The 18,341-nt window shown below is 62.0% G+C and carries 23 protein-coding genes and 1 pseudogene; 9 read left to right on the top strand and 15 right to left on the bottom strand.

Going from position 1 to position 18,341, the window contains the following annotated elements; all coding sequences use genetic code 11:
* Positions 1-341 precede the first annotated feature (341 nt).
* The 3 genes from P9217_RS01840 to P9217_RS01830 are packed head-to-tail and all read left to right on the top strand — an operon-like array spanning position 342 to position 983.
* On the top strand, positions 342-536 hold the full coding sequence (locus P9217_RS01840) for a DUF3606 domain-containing protein (RefSeq protein WP_066992956.1): 195 nt from the start codon (positions 342-344) through the stop codon (positions 534-536).
* Positions 520-702, top strand: coding sequence for a hypothetical protein (locus P9217_RS01835; RefSeq protein ID WP_066992959.1), 183 nt, complete (start codon positions 520-522; stop codon positions 700-702). Before P9217_RS01840 ends, P9217_RS01835 begins: the two co-directional genes overlap by 17 nt.
* Before the next feature lie 23 nt (positions 703-725).
* Positions 726-983 (top strand): helix-turn-helix domain-containing protein, encoded by a 258-nt coding sequence (locus P9217_RS01830; RefSeq protein ID WP_095801499.1) that lies wholly within the window; start codon positions 726-728, stop codon positions 981-983.
* A 248-nt stretch (positions 984-1,231) separates the two neighbouring features.
* On the opposite strand, the gene P9217_RS01825 is transcribed toward P9217_RS01830, so the two are convergent.
* Positions 1,232-1,450, bottom strand: a complete 219-nt coding sequence (locus P9217_RS01825) for a hypothetical protein (protein WP_095824617.1) — start codon at positions 1,448-1,450, stop codon at positions 1,232-1,234.
* 194 nt (positions 1,451-1,644) lie between these two features.
* Here P9217_RS01825 and ligD point away from each other — a divergent pair.
* A pseudogene (gene ligD / locus P9217_RS01820) lies at positions 1,645-2,883 on the top strand (non-homologous end-joining DNA ligase); the annotation flags it as partial.
* A gap of 288 nt (positions 2,884-3,171) precedes the next feature.
* Here ligD and P9217_RS01815 read toward each other — a convergent pair.
* Complete coding sequence (locus P9217_RS01815; protein ID WP_259979811.1) at positions 3,172-3,294, bottom strand: hypothetical protein; 123 nt, start codon at positions 3,292-3,294, stop codon at positions 3,172-3,174.
* A 44-nt stretch (positions 3,295-3,338) separates the two neighbouring features.
* Positions 3,339-3,527: a DUF3606 domain-containing protein gene (locus P9217_RS01810; protein WP_095778947.1), complete on the bottom strand. Its 189-nt coding sequence runs from the start codon at positions 3,525-3,527 to the stop codon at positions 3,339-3,341.
* Positions 3,528-3,739: 212 nt separating this feature from the next.
* Between P9217_RS01810 and P9217_RS01805 the strand changes: the two genes are divergently transcribed.
* Positions 3,740-4,249, top strand: a complete 510-nt coding sequence (locus tag P9217_RS01805) for a DUF892 family protein (RefSeq protein ID WP_278086765.1) — start codon at positions 3,740-3,742, stop codon at positions 4,247-4,249.
* Positions 4,250-4,300: 51 nt separating this feature from the next.
* On the opposite strand, the gene P9217_RS01800 is transcribed toward P9217_RS01805, so the two are convergent.
* From P9217_RS01800 to P9217_RS01780, 5 genes are all read right to left on the bottom strand, one after another.
* On the bottom strand, positions 4,301-4,588 hold the full coding sequence (locus P9217_RS01800; protein ID WP_067321896.1) for a DUF982 domain-containing protein: 288 nt from the start codon (positions 4,586-4,588) through the stop codon (positions 4,301-4,303).
* 22 nt (positions 4,589-4,610) lie between these two features.
* The gene (locus P9217_RS01795; RefSeq protein WP_067321894.1) at positions 4,611-4,910 is read right to left on the bottom strand and encodes a DUF982 domain-containing protein; all 300 of its coding nucleotides are present in this window, start codon (positions 4,908-4,910) and stop codon (positions 4,611-4,613) included.
* A 342-nt stretch (positions 4,911-5,252) separates the two neighbouring features.
* Positions 5,253-5,558, bottom strand: coding sequence for a hypothetical protein (locus P9217_RS01790; RefSeq protein WP_066992982.1), 306 nt, complete (start codon positions 5,556-5,558; stop codon positions 5,253-5,255).
* Positions 5,559-5,676: 118 nt separating this feature from the next.
* Entirely contained in the window at positions 5,677-5,838 is a 162-nt protein-coding gene (locus P9217_RS01785) for a hypothetical protein (protein WP_095801495.1), read from the bottom strand.
* A gap of 82 nt (positions 5,839-5,920) precedes the next feature.
* Positions 5,921-6,151, bottom strand: coding sequence for a hypothetical protein (locus tag P9217_RS01780; RefSeq protein ID WP_067321889.1), 231 nt, complete (start codon positions 6,149-6,151; stop codon positions 5,921-5,923).
* A 326-nt stretch (positions 6,152-6,477) separates the two neighbouring features.
* Here P9217_RS01780 and P9217_RS01775 point away from each other — a divergent pair, with 326 nt between their 5' ends.
* Complete coding sequence (locus tag P9217_RS01775; RefSeq protein ID WP_127215351.1) at positions 6,478-6,810, top strand: hypothetical protein; 333 nt, start codon at positions 6,478-6,480, stop codon at positions 6,808-6,810.
* Positions 6,811-6,864: 54 nt separating this feature from the next.
* Here the strand turns inward: P9217_RS01775 and P9217_RS01770 are convergent, their stop codons facing one another.
* Together P9217_RS01770 and P9217_RS01765 are read right to left on the bottom strand one after the other, a co-directional pair.
* The gene (locus P9217_RS01770) at positions 6,865-7,050 is read right to left on the bottom strand and encodes a hypothetical protein (RefSeq protein ID WP_066992988.1); all 186 of its coding nucleotides are present in this window, start codon (positions 7,048-7,050) and stop codon (positions 6,865-6,867) included.
* A 268-nt stretch (positions 7,051-7,318) separates the two neighbouring features.
* On the bottom strand, positions 7,319-8,854 hold the full coding sequence (locus tag P9217_RS01765) for an FAD-dependent oxidoreductase (protein ID WP_278086968.1): 1,536 nt from the start codon (positions 8,852-8,854) through the stop codon (positions 7,319-7,321).
* Positions 8,855-9,334: 480 nt separating this feature from the next.
* Between P9217_RS01765 and P9217_RS01760 the strand changes: the two genes are divergently transcribed.
* The gene (locus tag P9217_RS01760; protein ID WP_278086766.1) at positions 9,335-11,284 is read left to right on the top strand and encodes a GGDEF domain-containing phosphodiesterase; all 1,950 of its coding nucleotides are present in this window, start codon (positions 9,335-9,337) and stop codon (positions 11,282-11,284) included.
* Between the two features lie 73 nt (positions 11,285-11,357).
* On the opposite strand, the gene P9217_RS01755 is transcribed toward P9217_RS01760, so the two are convergent.
* From P9217_RS01755 to P9217_RS01740, 4 genes are all read right to left on the bottom strand, one after another.
* On the bottom strand, positions 11,358-12,173 hold the full coding sequence (locus tag P9217_RS01755; protein WP_278086767.1) for an oxidoreductase: 816 nt from the start codon (positions 12,171-12,173) through the stop codon (positions 11,358-11,360).
* A gap of 78 nt (positions 12,174-12,251) precedes the next feature.
* Positions 12,252-13,526, bottom strand: coding sequence for a beta-ketoacyl-ACP synthase II (fabF, locus tag P9217_RS01750; protein ID WP_095824610.1), 1,275 nt, complete (start codon positions 13,524-13,526; stop codon positions 12,252-12,254).
* A 39-nt stretch (positions 13,527-13,565) separates the two neighbouring features.
* Positions 13,566-14,144, bottom strand: coding sequence for a TetR/AcrR family transcriptional regulator (locus tag P9217_RS01745; RefSeq protein ID WP_095801489.1), 579 nt, complete (start codon positions 14,142-14,144; stop codon positions 13,566-13,568).
* Between the two features lie 436 nt (positions 14,145-14,580).
* Positions 14,581-15,312: a GntR family transcriptional regulator gene (locus P9217_RS01740; RefSeq protein ID WP_278088263.1), complete on the bottom strand. Its 732-nt coding sequence runs from the start codon at positions 15,310-15,312 to the stop codon at positions 14,581-14,583.
* A gap of 187 nt (positions 15,313-15,499) precedes the next feature.
* On the opposite strand from P9217_RS01740, the gene P9217_RS01735 reads away from it, so the two are divergent.
* Together P9217_RS01735 and P9217_RS01730 are read left to right on the top strand one after the other, a co-directional pair.
* Positions 15,500-16,513 carry an SIS domain-containing protein gene (locus P9217_RS01735; RefSeq protein ID WP_278086769.1) on the top strand — a complete coding sequence of 338 codons (1,014 nt, stop codon included), beginning with the start codon at positions 15,500-15,502 and terminating at the stop codon, positions 16,511-16,513.
* Between the two features lie 32 nt (positions 16,514-16,545).
* On the top strand, positions 16,546-17,361 hold the full coding sequence (locus tag P9217_RS01730) for a PfkB family carbohydrate kinase (protein WP_095801487.1): 816 nt from the start codon (positions 16,546-16,548) through the stop codon (positions 17,359-17,361).
* Positions 17,362-17,364: 3 nt separating this feature from the next.
* On the opposite strand, the gene P9217_RS01725 is transcribed toward P9217_RS01730, so the two are convergent.
* Positions 17,365-18,336, bottom strand: coding sequence for an amino acid ABC transporter permease (locus tag P9217_RS01725; protein WP_095801486.1), 972 nt, complete (start codon positions 18,334-18,336; stop codon positions 17,365-17,367).
* Positions 18,337-18,341 lie beyond the last annotated feature (5 nt).

Below are 18,341 nucleotides of genomic sequence, written 5' to 3'. Positions count from 1 at the left end.
CGGGCGTGCCGATCTGGTTCCTGTCGCAGCGCCGGCGTGAAAATCATTAGAACGTGCACCTTTGGGCGTACGATCTTGAATTTTATGCCGAAACCAGTTCCCAAGAGCGAAAAATGCTGGCATGATCATATAAGGGCCTATGCATTTTCTGATTAGATGGGCCCTTGCCTGGTGACCGGCGGCTCCCCAACGCCCCCCGCCCATGCCGCCGGTTACTTCATTTGAGGCCTCCCCAGGCAATGCCGTGGCCGACCCCATCCCGGCCGTAGCGCTTCACGCACATATTAGCGGTTTGGAACATTCCTGCCTTCCCGGTGTTCGTTTTGCCAGGAGGAGCAACCATGGCAGACGTCAAAACGAAGCGCGATTTCCGGGACCGCGACCGTGTGTCGGCGGACGACGATTATGAGGTTCGCTACTTTGCCAAGCAGCATCGCATCACGCCTGAACAGGTTCGGGAACTGATCAGCGAGCACGGCAACGACCGTAAGATTTTGCAACGTGAGGCAAGGAAGCTGGGTGACAAAGCTTTCTGATTTGGGGCCGCCGATCTTTGCCCGGTTGCGGGTCAGAGCAGCCGCCAACGAAGAGGACCAGTTCCGGATATGTCCCGCCTGCGGGCAGGCAGTGGACTGGGGCGACCTCCGGCAGGTGATCTGGCATGAGCAGCCGGGACACACGAAGCTGGAAATTGACAGCTGAAAAGCCCTAGGGGAGACCCCTTGATGGATTTGACGCCAGAGGAGTCGCGAGCCGCACGAGAACTCCTGCATTGGTCGCAGGTGCGCCTCGGCGCCAAGGCCAGCCTAGGCGAAGGGACCATTCGCGACTTCGAGAACGGGATCAGAATCCTGCGGGTCGAGAAACGAACCCGCATCCGTCGCGCTTTTGAGGCGGCAGGCGTCGTGTTCACGGCGAAGGGGCCCTCGCTTTCGGCCGTCAGGCCCGAAATGAATGGCTATCGCCATAAACAGCGCCGCTAAGCTGGTCCCGCTGCCGAGCGCTGCTGGCAGCGAGCTAACTGTCCACGCAAACCGGAGGTCGCGTCCTCCGTGAGGCCTGTGAGCACTCGTGGACGTTTGCCGGAGAGCTTCGACTTCAAGCTGGTTCAACCTCGACCAGGCAAATGAACGACGCGCATGGCTGACTTATTTGCAGGGCAGGACCGCGGCCGCGCGTTGCCGGCGTTCCCGAAGGGGAAGTCAGAGACTCCTCGATCTTCGAGGCGGCATCAACTTTCCGGAAACCCGTATCGCAGCTTTTGGCCGGTGCCCGGCTGCTTGACAGCGTCAAGTCCCAGTCGGGTGTGTTCGTGCTTGGCAAAAGCTTTCGCATCCGCTTCGGAACCGAAACCCTTGATGGTGACAACGCCATCCTCGATAACGCGCACGTAATACCTGTCTTCCAGCGTGTCGATCTCGACCGAATCCATTACGATTGACTTGTTCATTGACGGCCCACCTGAAGAAGATCCACCCCGCAGCCAAACGTCGCCGCCTAAGGATTGTTCCGCACTCAATTGATAAAACATCTGATCAGATAATCGGAGCACTCTGCGGCCCGGAGGGCAACGTGTTGCCTTTGCGAGGCCACGCTTGGCCAAGTCGGACAAACATACGATTTTACTAAAATGGAAGGAACTAGGACGCGCCCTACCGTTCCGGCGTGCAGACGAGCTGGGTCAAGGTCAAATGCATCAAGAGCGACACCTTTCCGATCGTCGCGTTCGTCGAGAAGCTTGGTGCTGAGCCGCGCCGGATCGCATCGCTCTATATCGGCAAGCGCGAGGGCGATCGGCTGCTTTATGCAGGCAAGGCTCAGAGCGGTTATACGCTTGAAGTGGCGCGACGCGTTCGCGAACGGCTCGATCCGCTGATCATCGGCAAATCGCCTTTGTCGGAGCCCATTGTGAAGCCAAAGGCGACCTGGGTGAGACCCGAAGTCCTGGCCGAGGTGCAGTTCAGCGGCGTTACCGATCGCGGGATCTTGCGCGAAGCCGTGTTCAAGGGGCTCCGCGAGGACCTGGTGGCCGTCCCGCCAAAGCCGCCGGCGCCGTCGAAACGAAGAGCGGACCGAGATCACGGCGTGCCGCGTGAGAATATCTTGCAGCTGCTGCCCGATGCGGTTTCGCCTTCCAAGGATGAGCTCGTTCGCTATTGGAGTCTGGTCGCCGATCAGGCGCTGGTGCACCTCGGCCGTCGCCCACTGAAGCTCGTCCGTCATGCCTTCGGGGCAACTTTCTACCACAAGGGACCGCTGCCCGAGATCCCGGCAGCGGTGCACCAGCTGCGCGTCGAGAAGCGAGAAGGTGGGGAGGGCACTCGGGTCTGGGTCGACGACCTCGACGGCTTGCTCGGGCTGGTCGAAATGGATGCTGTCGAGCTCCACCCGTGGAATGCCACGGTGGATGACATCGAGCATGCCGACCGGATCGTGCTGGATCTCGACCCTGGTGAGGGCGTGGAATGGGCGCAAGTGACTGAGACCGCGCTGGCGCTGCGCGACATCATGGCAGCGTCAGGTCTGGAAAGCTGGCCGAAGGTCACGGGCGGCAAGGGCATTCACTTGATGGCGCCGCTGGCGGCGAAGATGACCCACGACGGCGCGCGGCAGCTCGCCAGGTCGATTGCACAGGTCCTCGCCGACGCAGAACCCGACCGCTACTTGCTGTCGGCCGCGCCGGTGGCCCGCAAGGGCCGCATCTTCATCGATTATCTGCGCAACGGACGCGGCAACACGGCCGCCGGCGCTTTTTCGCCGCGGGCCCGCGCCGGCTTCCCCATCGCGCATCCCGTTCCTTGGGTGCAGGTAGAGCGGCGTATCCGGCCGGATGCGTTTACCATGGACCATCCGTTCAGGGCGGCTCAGCGAAATGCGGCGTAGCGGGCGAGGCCCGTGAAGATCATCTCGAATCTGCGTTCTTAGGCATAGGCGATTGAATTTTCGGGCGGAACCAGTTTCCAAGAACGCAAATTGCTGGCATGATCATATAAGGGCCTATGCATATTTTGATTCGATGGCCCCTGTTCCTGGTAACCGACGGCTCCCCATCGCCCCCCGCCCATGCCGTCGGTTGCCTCATTTCGAAATCCCAAATTAAGGACGCAGCCCCGACCGGTCGAGCAGGGCTGTGGTACGCCGCAAGGTCTTTGGCCTTGTCGCCGACGGCAATCACGAGCCGAACCAAAATAGCGCCAGAAGGGCCACAAAGATTGCGGCCGCGGCGACGGTGCCCCACATGAAGACCCTGCTGGTGCCACGCTGCTCCTCCTCGCGGGATAGGTTGTTAGCCATGTCAAGTCTCCTTCGCAGTATCTCCGCACAAGTGCGAACGCCTGTCAGCGGCTCGCCACCGCCCTTGCTTCGCGCTCCAGCGTCGCACGATCGTTTCCGTGCTTTTTGATGAGGTCGCGAGCCTCGGGGATTGTCAGCTGGAATTTCCTCGCGAAGTGGGCGACCTCATATTCCTCATCGCCTGACACGCGGCCGCGGTCGCGGAAATCACGCTTGGTCGTGTCGTCTGCCATGGTTGTTCCTCCTGGATAGGAATAAAACCGCCTCCCTTTGGGAATGTTCCAGCCTCTGGAAGGTTGGTATGCGGACGCGGCTTCCGTCCTGTCAGCGACACTTTTCGAGGAGCCGCGGGCCTGCTGCTCGTCATGCCCACTCCCGTCACTCTCGCCACGGAACAATCCGCAGTCCTTGTGGTTCGGGCGCACCCAACCAGGAGGAACAAACTATGTCTGAATCCCGCGAATGGCTGATCCAGTGGCTGAGGGATGCTCACGCGATGGAAGAGCAAGCCGAGACGATGCTGTCCGGCCAGCTGGGCCGGCTCGAGAGCTATCCGGAACTCAGCGAACGCATCCGCGCTCACCTCACCGAGACCAAGGAGCAGGCGAGACGATTGAAGTCTTGCCTGGAAGGCCTGGAAGAAGGTTCGTCAACACTGAAGGACGCAGGCGGAAAACTGACCGCAATGGCGCAGTCGATCAGCGGCGTGTTCGCCGGCGACGAGGTGATGAAAGGCTCTCTGGCCAGCTACACCTTCGAGCATATGGAGATCGCTTCCTATACGATCCTCATGGCTGCCGCTGAAGCCGTGGGTGAAGCCGAGATTGCTCGGGTCTGTGAGCAGAACCTGCGCGAAGAAGAAGCGATGGCCGAGTGGCTGAAGGACAATCTTCCGCAGGTCACCGAGACATTCCTCGCCCGGGCCGATGCCGACAGCGACAGCGCCAAGCGCTAGTTCGCGTCCTACAGGTGAAACGAGGCGGCGTTGGCCGCCGCCTCGGTCCCATCAAGCGTGCTTCGGCTGGGCTGCCTTTCCAGTTGGGAGCGGAACTGCTCCCTCCTCGATGAGGATGTCCTTCCGGCGGGCAAAGGCAACGAAGACGCCTCTCGCCGTTTCTGCGTCGATTTCGCCGGCCAAGGCGGCCTTGCAGGCACGCATCGCCGCCTTCTGCTCAGGGCTGTTGCCACACCAGTCGGCGACGAACTGATAGGCATCTACGACAGTGTTCAGCTGACGCGGAAATCCCAGTCCGACCCAGACGCGGATCGGCTTTTCGAACGGTTTTGCAAGCATCGTGACTGCCTCCTTTTTGCGGCTACGCAGTCACGCCGCTGCCTGGGCCCTTGCCGGTCATCCAAGGCAAAGTGACACTCACGTCCTCGTGGATTTTGACCGACTTTGCGAAGCCGCAGAACGCGTCTCTGGCCGCCGTTAGCGGATAGTCGCTGTCGAATGCTCGCTGACAGGCACGCAGGGCGGTCTCGTAGATGGTGCCGCGTCTGTTCTTGGGCCATTCGTAGAGAAATTCCAGGGCGTCATCGAGGCACGCGATTTCCTGGATGAGGCTGTTCCCGCTCTTCACGAAAACAGGGCTGTCAAACATCCGATCGTTCATAAGATCCTCCAAGTCGAACGAACAATTTGAGTTCTGAGACGGGCCGGAACCTTCAACGATCCTGGCCTGGCTGCGATATGGGTTTGCGGTTTTTGGCCGTCAAGATGAGGGCGCGTGCGGGAGCGTTCGGCTCGATGGGAACCTTCCGCGGGTCTTGCTGTTCGGTACGCAGCGGCGGGGCGAACCTTTGCTCCGAAATGAGGGCCGCCATCCGTGAGCGAGTCATGTGGCCGCTCTTGCGAAAACCCGCCCGCGCTCCTCCCCGGGCGGGTTTTTGCCGGAGCAATTCTAGAAAGCGTGACTCGGGTTTCCGTCCGGAACTGCCGGCAGGCACAGTCTTCCTTACGCCGGCCGCTGAACCACCGGTGGCTTTCGCGCGGGAGGCTTGCTGGTGGTCACCAGCCTGACCTTGTCGATGTCAACTGTAACCGGTACGCCGAGCTTCACTGTCACCCGGTCCCCATTGACGCGCGTTACATCTCCGACGAGCTCGATCGGCTGGCCTCTCTTCACGGTCGACGTGCGGTCGATGATCGAATGCGGCTGCTCATAGGAGGGAATCGACACGCTGACGCGGTCCTCCGTCACCCGCCGGCGAACCGTTGCGGTGATGGCGACCTCGTCTCCGACCTTGATGCCTCTTGCCATAGACGCAAGACTGGGGCGGTCGGCGGATTCGTCAAGCGATCGCTAATGTATCTTTGCGCACTTTCCAGCGCGTGCCTTGGCACGCGTGCAAGAAAACCGGATCTGGCTCGTCAACAGGCTACTTCCTGAACGACAGTGCCTTCGCCTCGCGAACGAGCGAACCCCAATTCAAGCCTAGGAAAGAAACAAGTTCCAAAGCCTGCGCTTCGGTAATGCCGATCTCCCGGACAAGCCGTTGAACAACAGCTTCCTGTGACTGACTGTCAGATGTGAGCGCCATGGGAAGTCCCCTACGGCGGCGCAACGTTCAAGTCAGAAATTAGTTCCCGCCAATTCCGGGCTTGGCTGCCACCGGCGGTCCGTTATTGGCTGGAAGCGAGCTTCTGGATACGCCCTTTGTCCAGACGGAACACCCCCTCGGTGCCGCCCTGGCGCTCGAAGTCGGTCTGGAGTTCGTCCCACGTACCCAGATATTTGCCGCATTCGGCACAATGGATTTGGGTAATGGGTTGAGCATCGATGGGGATCTGCAACCGGATCACACCGCAATACGGGCATTCCAATTTGTGATCCAGATACCTACCGGCGATCATCGCCCACCATCTCGCAATCGGCAGGTCTGCGCAAGCCGCCGATTCTTGTGCATGCCGCCAGGAGGCACAAGCGATTCTGGGGCAACGAGACGCAGCAACCAACGACTAAAAGCGCTTCGCCACGCCCTCCGACATCGCGCGCCCGCCTGTCTGTATCTTATGCAGAACGCGTTCATGACCGGCGAGACCATCCAAAACGATGGCTGGTGTGAGCGGGCGAGGCAGACGGCTGCCGTGCCGGGCCTTCGCGATGCAATGGCATTTTCGGCGCAACGCTAATATACATGACGCCCGAATGAGCAGCGCCTCCGCACACGAGGAATGCCATGCGAAGGGTCATCTTCACAGCCATGTGCATTGCCGCCGCAACAGGCGCCAATGCGCATGATTGGTACGAAGACAAGATTGACCCGGTAACGAGATTCAAGTGCTGCGGCAGTCAAGATTGCCGCGCCATCCCTCAGTCTTCGGTGCGGTCCAGAGCCGACGGCGGCTATACCTATTTGCCCGACGGTTTCAACATCCCGCGAGATCGGGTTCAGGAATCGCCGGACGGCCAATATCATATCTGCGAAAACAACTACGTGATAACCAATCAGCCCTATTTGCGCTGCTTCTTCGCGCCGCGGCTCAAGGTTTCTCGGCTGGTCGCACGCTGAGGGGATGGCCGTTTTTCGGAAAGGCCCATCGACCGGCTCAAGCGGCGGCGTGAACTAGACGCCCGAGTGCCTCGCCCTGATGATTCTGGCTTCCCGCAACAGCGCAGGACGATCGCGTCCAACCGCTTTTATCAGCCTCCTGGCTTGCGCGTCCGAAATGCCTGTTTTCTGTTTCAGCAAAATGACGAGCTGCTTGTCGTCGATCCGGTTATGGGAACTGCTTTCGCCGGGTTCGGTCATTGTTGGATCCTCCTCCGACCGAACGGAAAGAAGCCCTGAAAGGTTTCATCGCATTGTTGCTTTTCGTAGGCGATTGGTACCGCCGATCGCATGGCGGCAAATCAGCCTTCGCCAGGCCGTCTGAAACGGCAAAACGGCCTTTGGTCCTCAACTGCATCACATTTGCAGCCGTCGGCCGTTCCGGTCGGATGTCGGATTTGAGCGCATTGCAGACCGACGCCGGCCGCCTCCGTGCGTGCGCTGCGCTAAGCGGCCTCCGCATGCTTCATCAGGTAGCGCTCTGGCGTTCCATCTCCAATTCGGCCTTCAGGCTTTCGATGTCGCGAAAAATCGAGGCGACCGCCAGTGTGCGTCCCTTGCGCTTGAAACGCAGGAGGCAATCTTTGGCGGCGATGTCGCCTTCCACCGCGATCTTGTCCCATCGCTCCGCATGTCCAACGTAGTTGATCGGGACGTCATAATGCTGGCTCCAGAAGAACGGCACGGCAGTGTATTTCTCGCGCTGTCCGAGCATGTTCAGAGCTGCGGTCTGTCCCTGCCTTTCTGCGACCACCCAGTGCTCGACCCTGATGTTTTCGCCGGAGTGGGCATCGGGCCATCGCGCAATGTCGCCTACCGCGAAAATGCCCGGCGCGCTCGTCTCCAGAAAGGCGTCCACCATGATGCCGCGGTCGAGCCTGAGCCCAGCCTTTTCGGCAAGCCCGAGCCGCGGCCGCACGCCGATGCCAGCGACGATGAGATCCGCGGTCAGCGTAAGGCCGCTGCTCAGTTGCACGTTCGTGCCGTCGATGGCGGTCGCGGTGTCCTTGAGATGAAAGACGACGCCATTTTGCTCGTGGAGGCTGCGGATGAAGTCGCCCATCTGCGGCCCGAGGACCCGCTCCATCGGCCGTTCGTCGGGCGCGACGACATGAACTTCGATGTTCCGCGCACGCAGGGACGCGGCAACCTCGAGGCCGATGAAACTGGCGCCCAGCACGATGGCGCTGCGGGCCGTCTTGGCTTCCTCGATAATCGTGCAGCAGTCGGAGAGCGAGCGCAGCGTATGGACCTGTGGCTGATCGGCGCCCGAGATCGTGAGGCGGACCGGTTCGGCTCCCGTAGCAAGCAGCAAACGGTCGTAGGCAGTTCGGTTCCCGTCTGCGTGCACGACCTCGCCGGACCGGACATCGATGTCGGCGACGCTGGCTTTGAGGCGCAGATCAATGCCGTTCTTGGCATAGAAGCTTTCCCGACGCAGCGGAACCCAGTCCGACGGCGCCTTGCCGGCGAGGTAGTCCTTGGAAAGGTTGGGGCGATCGACGGGCGGCGCCTCGTCGTCGCTGAGCATGACAATGCTGCCCTGATGGCCTTCGCGCCGTAGTCTTTCGGCGGCTGCGAAACCGGCCGCGCCGCCTCCGACGATCACGATTCTGCCGGCAAACTGGCCAGCGCCTCCGCTGCCGGGCGTTTGAGCCGCTCGCTTGCGCTTCTCGCCCACGAATATGCGATCGCCGCGCTGTTCCACCGACCAGCAGGCGAGTGGACTGAACGCAGGCGCACGCACGGCTTCGCCGGTGCGCAAATCGAAGCAGGCGTGGTGCCACGGACATCGAACGGTATCCTCCACGACAAGACCGTCGACCAGCGGCCCGCCATAATGCGTGCACGCCGCTCCGATTGCGAAGACCTCTGTCCCGCGGCGCACCAACAGCACCTGTTCATCGCCACAGTGACCGACCAGCTTTGCGCCATCGGCAAGGTCGGCTAGCGCAATGCCTTGGGCCAGATCCGGTCCGTTCGATTTAGAGTGGTCTTGAGCCATCTTTCTTTCTCCCTTCGCTGTTCGATTGGAGTCCGACCGAGCCAGACTGACTCCCGACGCTGGTTTGGGCAAATCAACGATCGCCTGGCCTGCTTTGCGCCAGTCGATGGGCAAAGTTCGAGGCCTGTCACGACATCGACACCCATCCTTTGGTGACCATAGCGGCCGACGAATGATTTGATGGAGTTTCGTCAGATCGGTTTCCAAACGGACCCAAAGATTTTCGCAAACTCCCGCCACACCGGGGTAGATCGAAGCGCAGAGGCAGCGTGGGGAACAGTCCGTTCGGCTGGAGTTGTGGACAGCCTCGACCCCGATGGGGAGGCGGGCCGGAACCGTCGCGCTCGCCTATCCATGACTGATGCGGCGTAAGTCGCTGAAATCCTTAACGCGATTTTCATTCCGCTCGTTTAGCCACTAGGCATGAGAAATTCCGACCAGCCCGGCCCAGGTTCAGCCCTTCAGGGGCAAAGCGAAGCCGTGGAAGCGGGAATTCTGCGGGATCAGTTCGCTGACCTGAAGAAGGGCCTTTTCATCTCGATGCCCATCGGCACCGTTCTCTCGGCCCTGATCCTGGCCGTGCAGATGCTCTCGGGCGGTGGCCCGGCGGCGGCGCTGTGGTTTGTGGCGGTCACCATCATCAACGGCGCCCGCATAGGACTGGCCCTCACCCAGCCGGAAATTGCCTTTAATGGGTCCGATGGCCGGTCGAGGCCAGTCGATGCGCGGCTTTCCGTTTACGGGCTGTTGGCGCTGGCATCGGGCATCGCCTGGTCTTTTCTGGCCGTGCTATCGGATGGATACACCACTCCCCAGGCGCCGCTCTATCTGGTCGTCCTCGCCGGCCTGTCGGCCGGTTCGGTCACCTATGGTGCGTCATACGCGCCGGCTTCGATCAACTTCTTGACATTGCCGCTTCTGATCGCCGCAGGATGCGTGTTGGCGAAAGGCAATATCGAGAACTACGTCCTCGGCCTCACGGTCCTGCTTTTTCTTGGAGGCATGATCAGAAGCTCGCTGCTCGGGCAGACCCGCTTCAAGGAGACGAGCCGCCTCAAATACGAGGCGAGGGCGTTCGCGGCCCGGATGGAACGAAACTCCAGGTGCGATCCGCTGACGAACTTGCTCAACAGGCACGGGCTCGAGCACGCAATCGGCGAGATGGGTTTTTCCGACGGTCCGTTCGTGACCATGCTGATCGATCTCGACGGCTTCAAATCCGTCAACGACACCTATGGTCACAATATCGGCGACGACCTGCTGGTCCGGGTCGCGCGCAGGATAGAGAACCACGCGCCGCCGGGGGCAACGATCGCGCGCATCGGCGGCGACGAGTTCGTGCTGCTCTTTCCCGCCGCAAGCTCGCAGCACTCGATAGACGAGCTTGCGTCCTTGATCATCGCGGCCATCGCCAATCCGGATCCGGCATTGAAATCGGTGCGTGTCGGCGCCTCGATCGGTATATACGTATCGGAGACACCGCGACTGACGGAGATGCTGCTGCGCGCCGACTTCGCGCTTTACGCGGCCAAGCGCAGCGGCAGGAACGAATACTGCCTCTTCGATGCCGAGCTCGATCAGGGGCTCGAACGCAAGCACTGCATCGAGCGCGACCTGCGCGCAGCCATCGAGAGAGGCACGCTTTGCTCATGGTTCCAGCCCATCGTGCGGCTGGACGCGCAAGCGGTCGCCGGCTTCGAAGCGCTGCTGCGGTGGCAGCATCCGGTTCACGGCGCCATTCCCCCGCCGGAGATCGTGACAGCGGCACGCGAAACCGGTCTGCTTTCCTTGCTGACGGAGAAGGTCTTTCTCAATTGCTGCTCCATGATCGAGGAACTGGCGAGGAAAGGGCGCCAGGATGTGCGCGTTGCGATGAATCTGTCGCCGCGTGAACTCGAGGCAGGCAATGTCGACGATATGATGCTGGACATCCTGAAGACGAGGAATGTCCCCGCGGCCATGCTCGAGATAGAGATTACCGAAGAGGCGCCCGTGGATCGCGCCCGGGTCGACGAAAAGCTGGAACGCCTGGCGGACGCGGGCATATCGATCGTGCTGGACGATTTCGGCACCGGCTTTTCGACCCTGGTTTCGCTGAAGGACAGTCGGATCCGCAAGATCAAGATCGACAAGGACTTCGTTCGCGATCTGGCCAAATCCGTGGAAGATCAGGCGCTGGTCAGGGCCGTCATCGATCTCGGACGAACGCTTGGCATAGAGGTCATGGCGGAGGGGGTCGAAACGGACGCCGATCGCCTGATCCTGCGCTCGCTCGATTGCATGATCGGGCAGGGCTTCCTCTTCTCGGCAGCGCTTCCCATGCACGATGCGCTGGCCTTCGAGCCGAGGCGTTTCGACACCTCTGCCGCCGCAAATGCCGCCTTTGATCCCGGGCAACTCCCGTCGCGCCGAACCGGCAGCGCCGCCTAAGGGGGTGGGCGGCTGCGGCTGCCCAACTCATGTGTCAGAGAGCCTCGAATGACCACTGTCGGCGACTTGGATGTCAGGCCGGCAGGCCGTTTTGCTTTCGCAGGCTCTTGTCGAAGGCGGATTCGGGAACGAAACGGCGCAGCAAGCTGATCTGGCGAGCCATTTTTCCGGCAGCATAGCGCCTCCGCGGAACGGAGGCGGTCGCCGCTTGCAAGACCGTCTTGGCCACGACCTCGGGCGCATCGCCTGTCTCGATGGCTTTCCGCAGAACCACATCCATGCCGGCGCGCGCGATGCCATAGATGTCCAGCAACTGATCGGGCCTGGCGAGATTTTCTTCAAACGACGTGCGGGTGTAGGCGGGCTCGACCAGCACCACGCGAATTCCGAACGAGCGCAGTTCATGGTCCAGCGATTCTGAATAGCCTTCGATCGCATGCTTGGTCGACGCATAGAGAGCGGAATAGGGAGCCGGAATCAGGCCCAGCACGGAACTCAAATTCACGATTCTGCCGCTGCGTTGGTGTCGCATTGTCGGCAGCACCGCGTTGGTCATCCGGATGACACCAAAGACATTCACATCGAAAAGCGCCTGAGCCTGCGCAGTCGAGGACTCCTCCGCGCCGCCAAGCAGGCCGATGCCGGCATTGTTGACCAGCAAGTCTATGCGCCCTGTTTCGGCCAGCACCTCTTCGACCAGCTTCGATACGGACGCGTCGTCGGTCACGTCGCCGGTCAGCATGGTAACGCCGTCGGACTGTTCGGAGATCGCGCGACGGCTGGTTCCGAACACGCGAAAGCCCGCGTTCCGGAGGGCTGCGGCTGTTGCGCGCCCGATGCCCGAGGATGCGCCTGTGAGGAGGGCGACGCCAGGATTGGTCTTTTCCATGAGATCACTTTCTTGCGGCTGGAGTGGGGAAATCGGAAGGCCGAAACAAAAGCCGCAGCCAGGGAGCGGCTCGACCGTTCATGCCTGTCCGTCCCAGCGCCGGAACAGCGCGCTGGCGTTCACACCTCCGAAGCCAAACCCATTGGAGATCGCGTAGTCCATTTCCATTGGCCGGGCTTGGTTCGCGACGAAGTCTATGCCGTCGCCGGCCGGATCGGGCGCGCCCAGATTGAGGGTTGGCGGCGCCACCTGGTCCCTGAGCGCCAATATCGTGAAGATCGCGCCGAGCCCGCCGGCAGCGCCGAGCAGGTGTCCGGTCGCCGACTTGGTCCCGCTGACGGCGATCGAGAAATCCGCGCCGAAGACCCTTTTGATCGCTTCGATTTCTCCCAGGTCGCCCACCGGCGTGGAGGTCGCATGCGCATTGAGGTGGCGGATGTCGCGTGGCGAGATGCCGGCCTGGGCAATCGCGATCTCCATCGCACGTCGCGCGCCATCGCCGTCCTCGGGGCCGGAAGTGACATGATGGGCATCCGCCGTGGTGCCGTAGCCGACGACCTCGGCGAGCGGTTTCGCGCCGCGAGCCAGCGCATGGCTCAATTCCTCGATGACCAGGATGCCGGCGCCTTCGCCCATGACGAATCCGTCCCGCGACATGTCGAACGGACGAGAAGCTTGATCGGGGCGGTGATTGAAGGAGGTCGAAAGCGAGCGTGCCGCTGCGAAGCCGCCCAAGCTGACTGTGTTCATGCATGCCTCGGTGCCGCCGCACAAAGCGATATCGGCCTCATCGGCGCGGATGATGCGAGCCGCATCGCCGATCGCCTGGATGCCGGCGGCGCATGCGGTTACCGGCGCGCCGATGTGGCCTTTGAAGCCGTAGCGGATCGAGACGTGGCCAGCCGCGAGGTTCACCAGGAAAGACGGCACCGTAAACGGTGAAAGGCGCCGAACGCCGCGCTGGTCGACGGTCCGTACCGCCTCGGTGATGGCGGGAAAACCTCCGACACCTGAAGCGATGATCGTCGCCGTGCGAACCCGATCCTTTTCCGAGGCCGGTTTCCATCTCGCCTGGGCAAGCGCCTCTTCTGCAGCGGCCAGCGCGAACAGGATGAAGCGGTCGACCTTGCGCTGATCCTTCGGCGCCAGGAAACCGTTCGGATCGAGGCCGGCTTGGGGATCATCCTCCAGGGAAGGAACCACGCCGCCGATCTTCGCCGGCAAATCTTCCACCACCTCGTCCGCAAGCCTGCGGATACCAGAGCGGCCGGCCAGGAGACGCGACCAGGACGTCTCGACATCCGCCGCAAGCGGCGTGACCGCGCCCATGCCCGTTACAACGATCCGTCGCATCTATTCTCCTATCAATCCCGGTCGTCAGTCCCGCGCGGTTCAAGCCGTGACTGCGTCGCGAACCTGTTCGGTGGCCGCATCCAGAAAGGCCTGAGCGAGGTCGGGGTCGTTGACGACGCGCGACAACGTCAGCGCGCCGACCATCGTCGAAAGAATGGCCATGGCCTTGCTGTTGGGCTCGTCTACGTCGGTCGCGGCGATCAACCGGCCGATGATTTCGAGATACTGCTTGATGCCGGCTTCGAACGACCCTTTCACCTCGGCCCGCTGCCTGGCGGCATCCGAGCCGAGCGCCGCGACCGGGCAGCCGTCCATCCTTTGCTCGCGATGGCCCATGCTGAGGTAAAATGCCATCACCGCCCCAAGCGGATCGCTGGGATTGGCTGCGGTCGCTGTCGCCCATCGGGCAGCCGTACTCTCCACCGCCCGTCTGGAAGCCTGTGCGACCAAGTCCTCCTTCGACGCGAACTGCTTGTAGAAGGCGCCTTGGGTCAGCCCGGCACCCTTCATCAGATCCTTGAGGCCGATGCCGTCGAACCCATGTTCCCGAAAAAGGCGGCTGGCCACGTCGATCACGGTCTGCCGGTTCTTCTCAGCCTGAATGCGGCTCACGCGCATGATCGGCCTCCATATTTAGATTGCGTACGAAATCTATATGCCATTTAGAGACTGAGCGCAATCTAATTAAGGATCCGGGATAGGCGGCTCGTCGGGCGTAGGTTTGCGGCAGGCCAGATGCGCCCGCCGACCGGGATTCCGTGAGCTTCTCCTTGCCGGGCCACCGCGAACAGCTCTACGCGCTCTCGAGATCCGGCGGGGAGGTGACGGTCTCGACCGTGGGCGACATGCAGATGAGCGCAACGCTGCCGGACTACCCCGCCACGGATCGCGGCCTGGCAAGCTGCCGGACAAGAGTCTCAGAGCGTTGGCCAGGACCTAACAAAAGACGCGTGGACCAGAGGACCTATTCGAAGGCTATTCTCGAACTCAATTCCCAATCGGCAGCGTCCCGGCGAACACCGCCGTCGCCGGCCCGAATCGCCGGCGTTGGGCGTCACCGCCGTGCGAAGCTGAAGGCGAAATGGCTGCCGCGATGATAGACAGCGGCATAGACGACCGGTGTCCCGGTCGCATCGAAACAGGTTTCAGTAATGAGCAGCGCCGGCCCGAAATCGCGCAGGTCGTTGCGCTGCACGATTTCGTCCGGCAGCGTCACGGCTGAAACCGAGGCGGCCGACATACGCGGCTGATGGCGGTGTTTCTCCAACAGCGCGAGCAGCGAACCACTCCATTCGATGTCGAAAAGGCGGCCGGGCAAAAGGCCGCGCGGCACGTAATCCAGCGAGTAGATGAGGGGCACGTCGTTGTGCAGCCGCAGCCGTTCCAGTCTTATGACGCGCTCTCCGTCGGCCAGCCGCAATTGCTGCTGGATCACCGGATCGGGCGTTTCCTCGGCGATCGACAGAACCTTGTTGATGGTGTCGTAGCCGTAATGGCGCGACATGTCGGTCACGCTTTCGAACATCGTTATCGGCCGGTCGACCTGCACGGCAGAGTTCGCCGTGACAAAGCGGCCGAGGCCGTGGGTGACGGAAATGGCGCCGTCCTGTTCGAGAAGTTTCAGCGCTTCGCGCAGGGCAGGGCGCGAGATGCGGAAGCGCTGCGTCAACTGCGACTCGGTCGGCAGCCGGTCGCCGGGCTTGAGCCCCTCGCTTCTGATCAGGTCGGCAAGGCGGTCGCGGAGCTGGACCGCCAGTGTGCGCGCATCGCGAAGCGGCTCGTCCAAGTCCTTTATCCCCATTGTGCCAACTCTCCTTTTGTTGTCGGACAATCGCGGCTAGGTCAAGCGGGGCATGTCGTGGCGCCTGACTTTGCTGCATACGCAAATGGACCGAAGCCGGTCCGCAAAATTTCTCTTGAAATGCGCTCATTGAGATGTCAGTTGTCTTACAACAGAAGCGATCGAGGGAACGATGCTCAGTTTCGACGAAGCCCGGTTTGTACGCATTCAATCGGGGGCGGTGGCTCTGCGGGAGCGCATCGAAACCGCCGTTGCGCAATGTCTCGCCGGCGGGGCTCAAAACATCTTCTTCCTCGGCACCGGCGGCGCGGCGATCCTGATGCATCCGGCCGCGCAATTGCTGCAGCGCCGGTCCGGCTTTCCCGCCTTCGTCGATATCACTGCCGAGCTGCAGCTTGCCCAATCCGTGCACCTGACCGAGAAGTCGATCGTCGTGCTGCCTTCGCTCTCGGGCACCACCAAGGAAAGCGTGGCGCTGCTGGCTAGGATCAAGGAGATCGGAGCGACGGTGATCACGCTGGTCGGGCATGAGGAGACGCCGCTCGGCAGGGGCGGGGACCACGTCTTCGTCAACTTCGCTGAGGACGACACCTCCTGCGAGTCCTTCTACCTCCAGTCGCTGTTCATCGCGCTTTCGGTGCTGAAGCATCGCGGCGAGATGGCCGAATCCGAACGGATTTTCGCCGAGCTGGCGCAGTTGCCGCGATCGCTGCTGGAGGTGAAGCGGAGCTATGAAAAGCAAGCCGCCGACTTCGCCCAAAAACTGGCCGCCTCCGACTATCACATCATAACCGGCGCCGGGAACGTGTGGCCGCAGGCTTGGTATTACGGCATGTGCATCCTGGAAGAGATGCAATGGATCCGGACCCGTCCGGTGCATGCCTCCGATTTTTTCCACGGCACGCTGGAGCTGGTGGAAAAAGACGTGAGCGTTGTTCTCTTCAAGGGCGAGGACAGCGCCCGGCCGCTGGCCGAGCGGGTCGAGAATTTCGCAGCTAACTACACGGACAAGACGACGGTGCTCGACACGGCCGCCTTCGAACTGCCCGGCATTTCTGCGGACGTGCGCGCGCTGGTTTCGCCGGTCGTGCTGGCCACCGCCCTCGAACGCGTCAGTGCTCATCTCGAGGTAATCCGCAACCACCCGCTGACGACGCGCCGCTACTATAAACGCGTAGCCTATTGAGCGCGTGCCTTTAGCGGCGTAGCAGAGGGGATATGACGGCTCAATTTCGATTTGCCGCCGTCGGCGACAATTGCACTGACCGCCTCGGCTTGCCGATCGGGCGCTCGCTGGTCGGCGGCAACGCGCTCAACGTCGCCGTCCAGCTCGCCCGGCTTGGCAATAGGAGCTTCTATTTCGGTGCCGTTGGCCGCGACGCCGAAGGCGAGCGCACCCGCGCCGAGCTCGAAGCCAATCGGGTCGTGGTCGACCACCTGCGAGTCGGCGACCGCAACACCGCCTGGACCGACATCAAAGTGTTGCCGTCAGGTGAGCGGCTGATCGCCGCCGAGGATTTCGGCGCCTGCGCCGGATACGCGCCGCACGAGGCCGAACTTGCCATCATGGAGGCGATGGATCACGTCCATATCGGCTGGCTGGATGACGGCGGCGCCTTGCGCTGGCGCCTGTCGCGGGCAGGCGTCAGCGTCTCGCAGGACATTTCGGTCAACGCCGATCCGGCCAATCTCGGCGTCGAGGGCCTGAGCATAGCCTTCTGCTCGACCGGCGAACCCTATGGTGCCGCGGCGGCGATGGCGGTGGACCTTCTGTCGCGCGGCGCAGGCTGCGCCGTCGTCATGCGCGGTGCCGAGGGATCGATGGCGGTGACGGCCCGCGAGCGCGCCGAGACCGGCATCCGTCCGGTCGAGGTCGTCGACACGACCGGCGCCGGCGACAGTTTCATTGCCGGCTTTCTCCACGCCTGGCTGGCCAAAAAGCCGCTGTTGCAATGTCTCGAAAGCGGCCGCGACCGCGCCGCGCTGACCTGCTGCCATCTCGGCGGCTTCCCCCAGGAGGGAATGCCGCACTGAAGTTCAGCGCTTCAGCGAGCGCCCGAACCGTTCCTCGATGCGGGACTGCAGGAATTCGAGCCCGATCGACAGCAGCCAGTAGATCATCGAGGCGGTGATCAGCATCTCGATGTGCCGGAACTCGGTCTGGCCCTGCGTGCGCGCCAGATACATGATCTCCCATACGCCGACCACCGAAATCAGCGAGGAATCCTTCAGCATCGCGATGAACTGGTTGCCGGTCGGGGGAACGATGACGCGCATCGCTTGCGGCAGGATCACCAGGAACATCGTCTGGTTGGGGCTGAGGCCAAGCGCGGTGGCGCCCTCGGTCTGGCCGCGCGGAATGCTTTCGATGCCGGCGCGGAAAATTTCGGTCATGTAGGCGCCGTAGCAAAGCGACAGCGCCATGATGCCGGCGGGCACGGCCCCGATCACGTAGCCGACCTGCGGCAGGCCGAGATAGATGATGTAGATCTGCATCAGCAACGGCAGCCCGCGGAACAGCGAGGTGTAGAACGTTGCCAGGCCATAGATGACGCCGTTCTTGGAGAGCTTGGCTATGGCGCCGATGAAGGCGATGACCGTGGCGATGGCGATCGAAATGGCGGAGATGTAGAGCGTCGTTACCACGCCCTGCGAGACGAGGAAGCCGATCTTCCTGCCAATGAAAGAGAACGACAGGTCGAAGGAATAGAAGAACAGCATCAGCAACACGAACAGCTCGATCCACACCGCCACGATCTGCTGTTTGCGCCCGAGTTGCTGCAGGGCTTTCCAGTTGGCCGCCGCGATCAGCGCGATCAGCACCGCCGAAACGCCCCGCGCTGCCGCGGGATTGGCGGCAAGCCATTCGAGGGAGCTCGGAACCAGCTTGCCGATCCAGTCGGCTTTGATGCCAAGCCCGTAGAGGCCTGCAGCGAACGCGGCGAGCGCCAGGCACATGCCGATGCGACGCGCGGCGTCCGGATAATTGAGCAGCAGTCTGCCGATCACCTGTC

The organism is Mesorhizobium sp. WSM4989 (genome assembly GCF_029625795.1).
Taxonomy (GTDB): Bacteria; Pseudomonadota; Alphaproteobacteria; order Rhizobiales; family Rhizobiaceae; genus Mesorhizobium.
The sequence above is the reverse complement of the archived record's forward strand: the minus strand, read 5'-3'. Positions and strand labels throughout refer to the sequence as shown.

What these genes read in the sequence shown, in the direction of transcription:
- P9217_RS01805 (WP_278086765.1), top strand. Translation starts at nt 3,740, where the DNA reads ATGTCTGAATCCCGCGAATGGCTGATCCAGTGGCTGAGGGATGCTCAC.
- P9217_RS01775 (WP_127215351.1), top strand. Translation starts at nt 6,478, where the DNA reads ATGCGAAGGGTCATCTTCACAGCCATGTGCATTGCCGCCGCAACAGGC.
- P9217_RS01780 (WP_067321889.1), bottom strand. Translation starts at nt 6,151, where the DNA reads ATGATCGCCGGTAGGTATCTGGATCACAAATTGGAATGCCCGTATTGC.
- P9217_RS01745 (WP_095801489.1), bottom strand. Translation starts at nt 14,144, where the DNA reads ATGCGCGTGAGCCGCATTCAGGCTGAGAAGAACCGGCAGACCGTGATC.
- P9217_RS01830 (WP_095801499.1), top strand. Translation starts at nt 726, where the DNA reads ATGGATTTGACGCCAGAGGAGTCGCGAGCCGCACGAGAACTCCTGCAT.
- P9217_RS01800 (WP_067321896.1), bottom strand. Translation starts at nt 4,588, where the DNA reads ATGCTTGCAAAACCGTTCGAAAAGCCGATCCGCGTCTGGGTCGGACTG.
- P9217_RS01825 (WP_095824617.1), bottom strand. Translation starts at nt 1,450, where the DNA reads ATGAACAAGTCAATCGTAATGGATTCGGTCGAGATCGACACGCTGGAA.
- P9217_RS01770 (WP_066992988.1), bottom strand. Translation starts at nt 7,050, where the DNA reads ATGACCGAACCCGGCGAAAGCAGTTCCCATAACCGGATCGACGACAAG.
- P9217_RS01815 (WP_259979811.1), bottom strand. Translation starts at nt 3,294, where the DNA reads ATGGCTAACAACCTATCCCGCGAGGAGGAGCAGCGTGGCACCAGCAGG.
- P9217_RS01810 (WP_095778947.1), bottom strand. Translation starts at nt 3,527, where the DNA reads ATGGCAGACGACACGACCAAGCGTGATTTCCGCGACCGCGGCCGCGTG.
- P9217_RS01730 (WP_095801487.1), top strand. Translation starts at nt 16,546, where the DNA reads ATGACGGCTCAATTTCGATTTGCCGCCGTCGGCGACAATTGCACTGAC.
- P9217_RS01755 (WP_278086767.1), bottom strand. Translation starts at nt 12,173, where the DNA reads ATGGAAAAGACCAATCCTGGCGTCGCCCTCCTCACAGGCGCATCCTCG.
- P9217_RS01765 (WP_278086968.1), bottom strand. Translation starts at nt 8,854, where the DNA reads ATGGCTCAAGACCACTCTAAATCGAACGGACCGGATCTGGCCCAAGGC.
- fabF (WP_095824610.1), bottom strand. Translation starts at nt 13,526, where the DNA reads ATGCGACGGATCGTTGTAACGGGCATGGGCGCGGTCACGCCGCTTGCG.
- P9217_RS01785 (WP_095801495.1), bottom strand. Translation starts at nt 5,838, where the DNA reads ATGGCGCTCACATCTGACAGTCAGTCACAGGAAGCTGTTGTTCAACGG.
- P9217_RS01790 (WP_066992982.1), bottom strand. Translation starts at nt 5,558, where the DNA reads ATGGCAAGAGGCATCAAGGTCGGAGACGAGGTCGCCATCACCGCAACG.
- P9217_RS01735 (WP_278086769.1), top strand. Translation starts at nt 15,500, where the DNA reads ATGCTCAGTTTCGACGAAGCCCGGTTTGTACGCATTCAATCGGGGGCG.
- P9217_RS01795 (WP_067321894.1), bottom strand. Translation starts at nt 4,910, where the DNA reads ATGAACGATCGGATGTTTGACAGCCCTGTTTTCGTGAAGAGCGGGAAC.
- P9217_RS01840 (WP_066992956.1), top strand. Translation starts at nt 342, where the DNA reads ATGGCAGACGTCAAAACGAAGCGCGATTTCCGGGACCGCGACCGTGTG.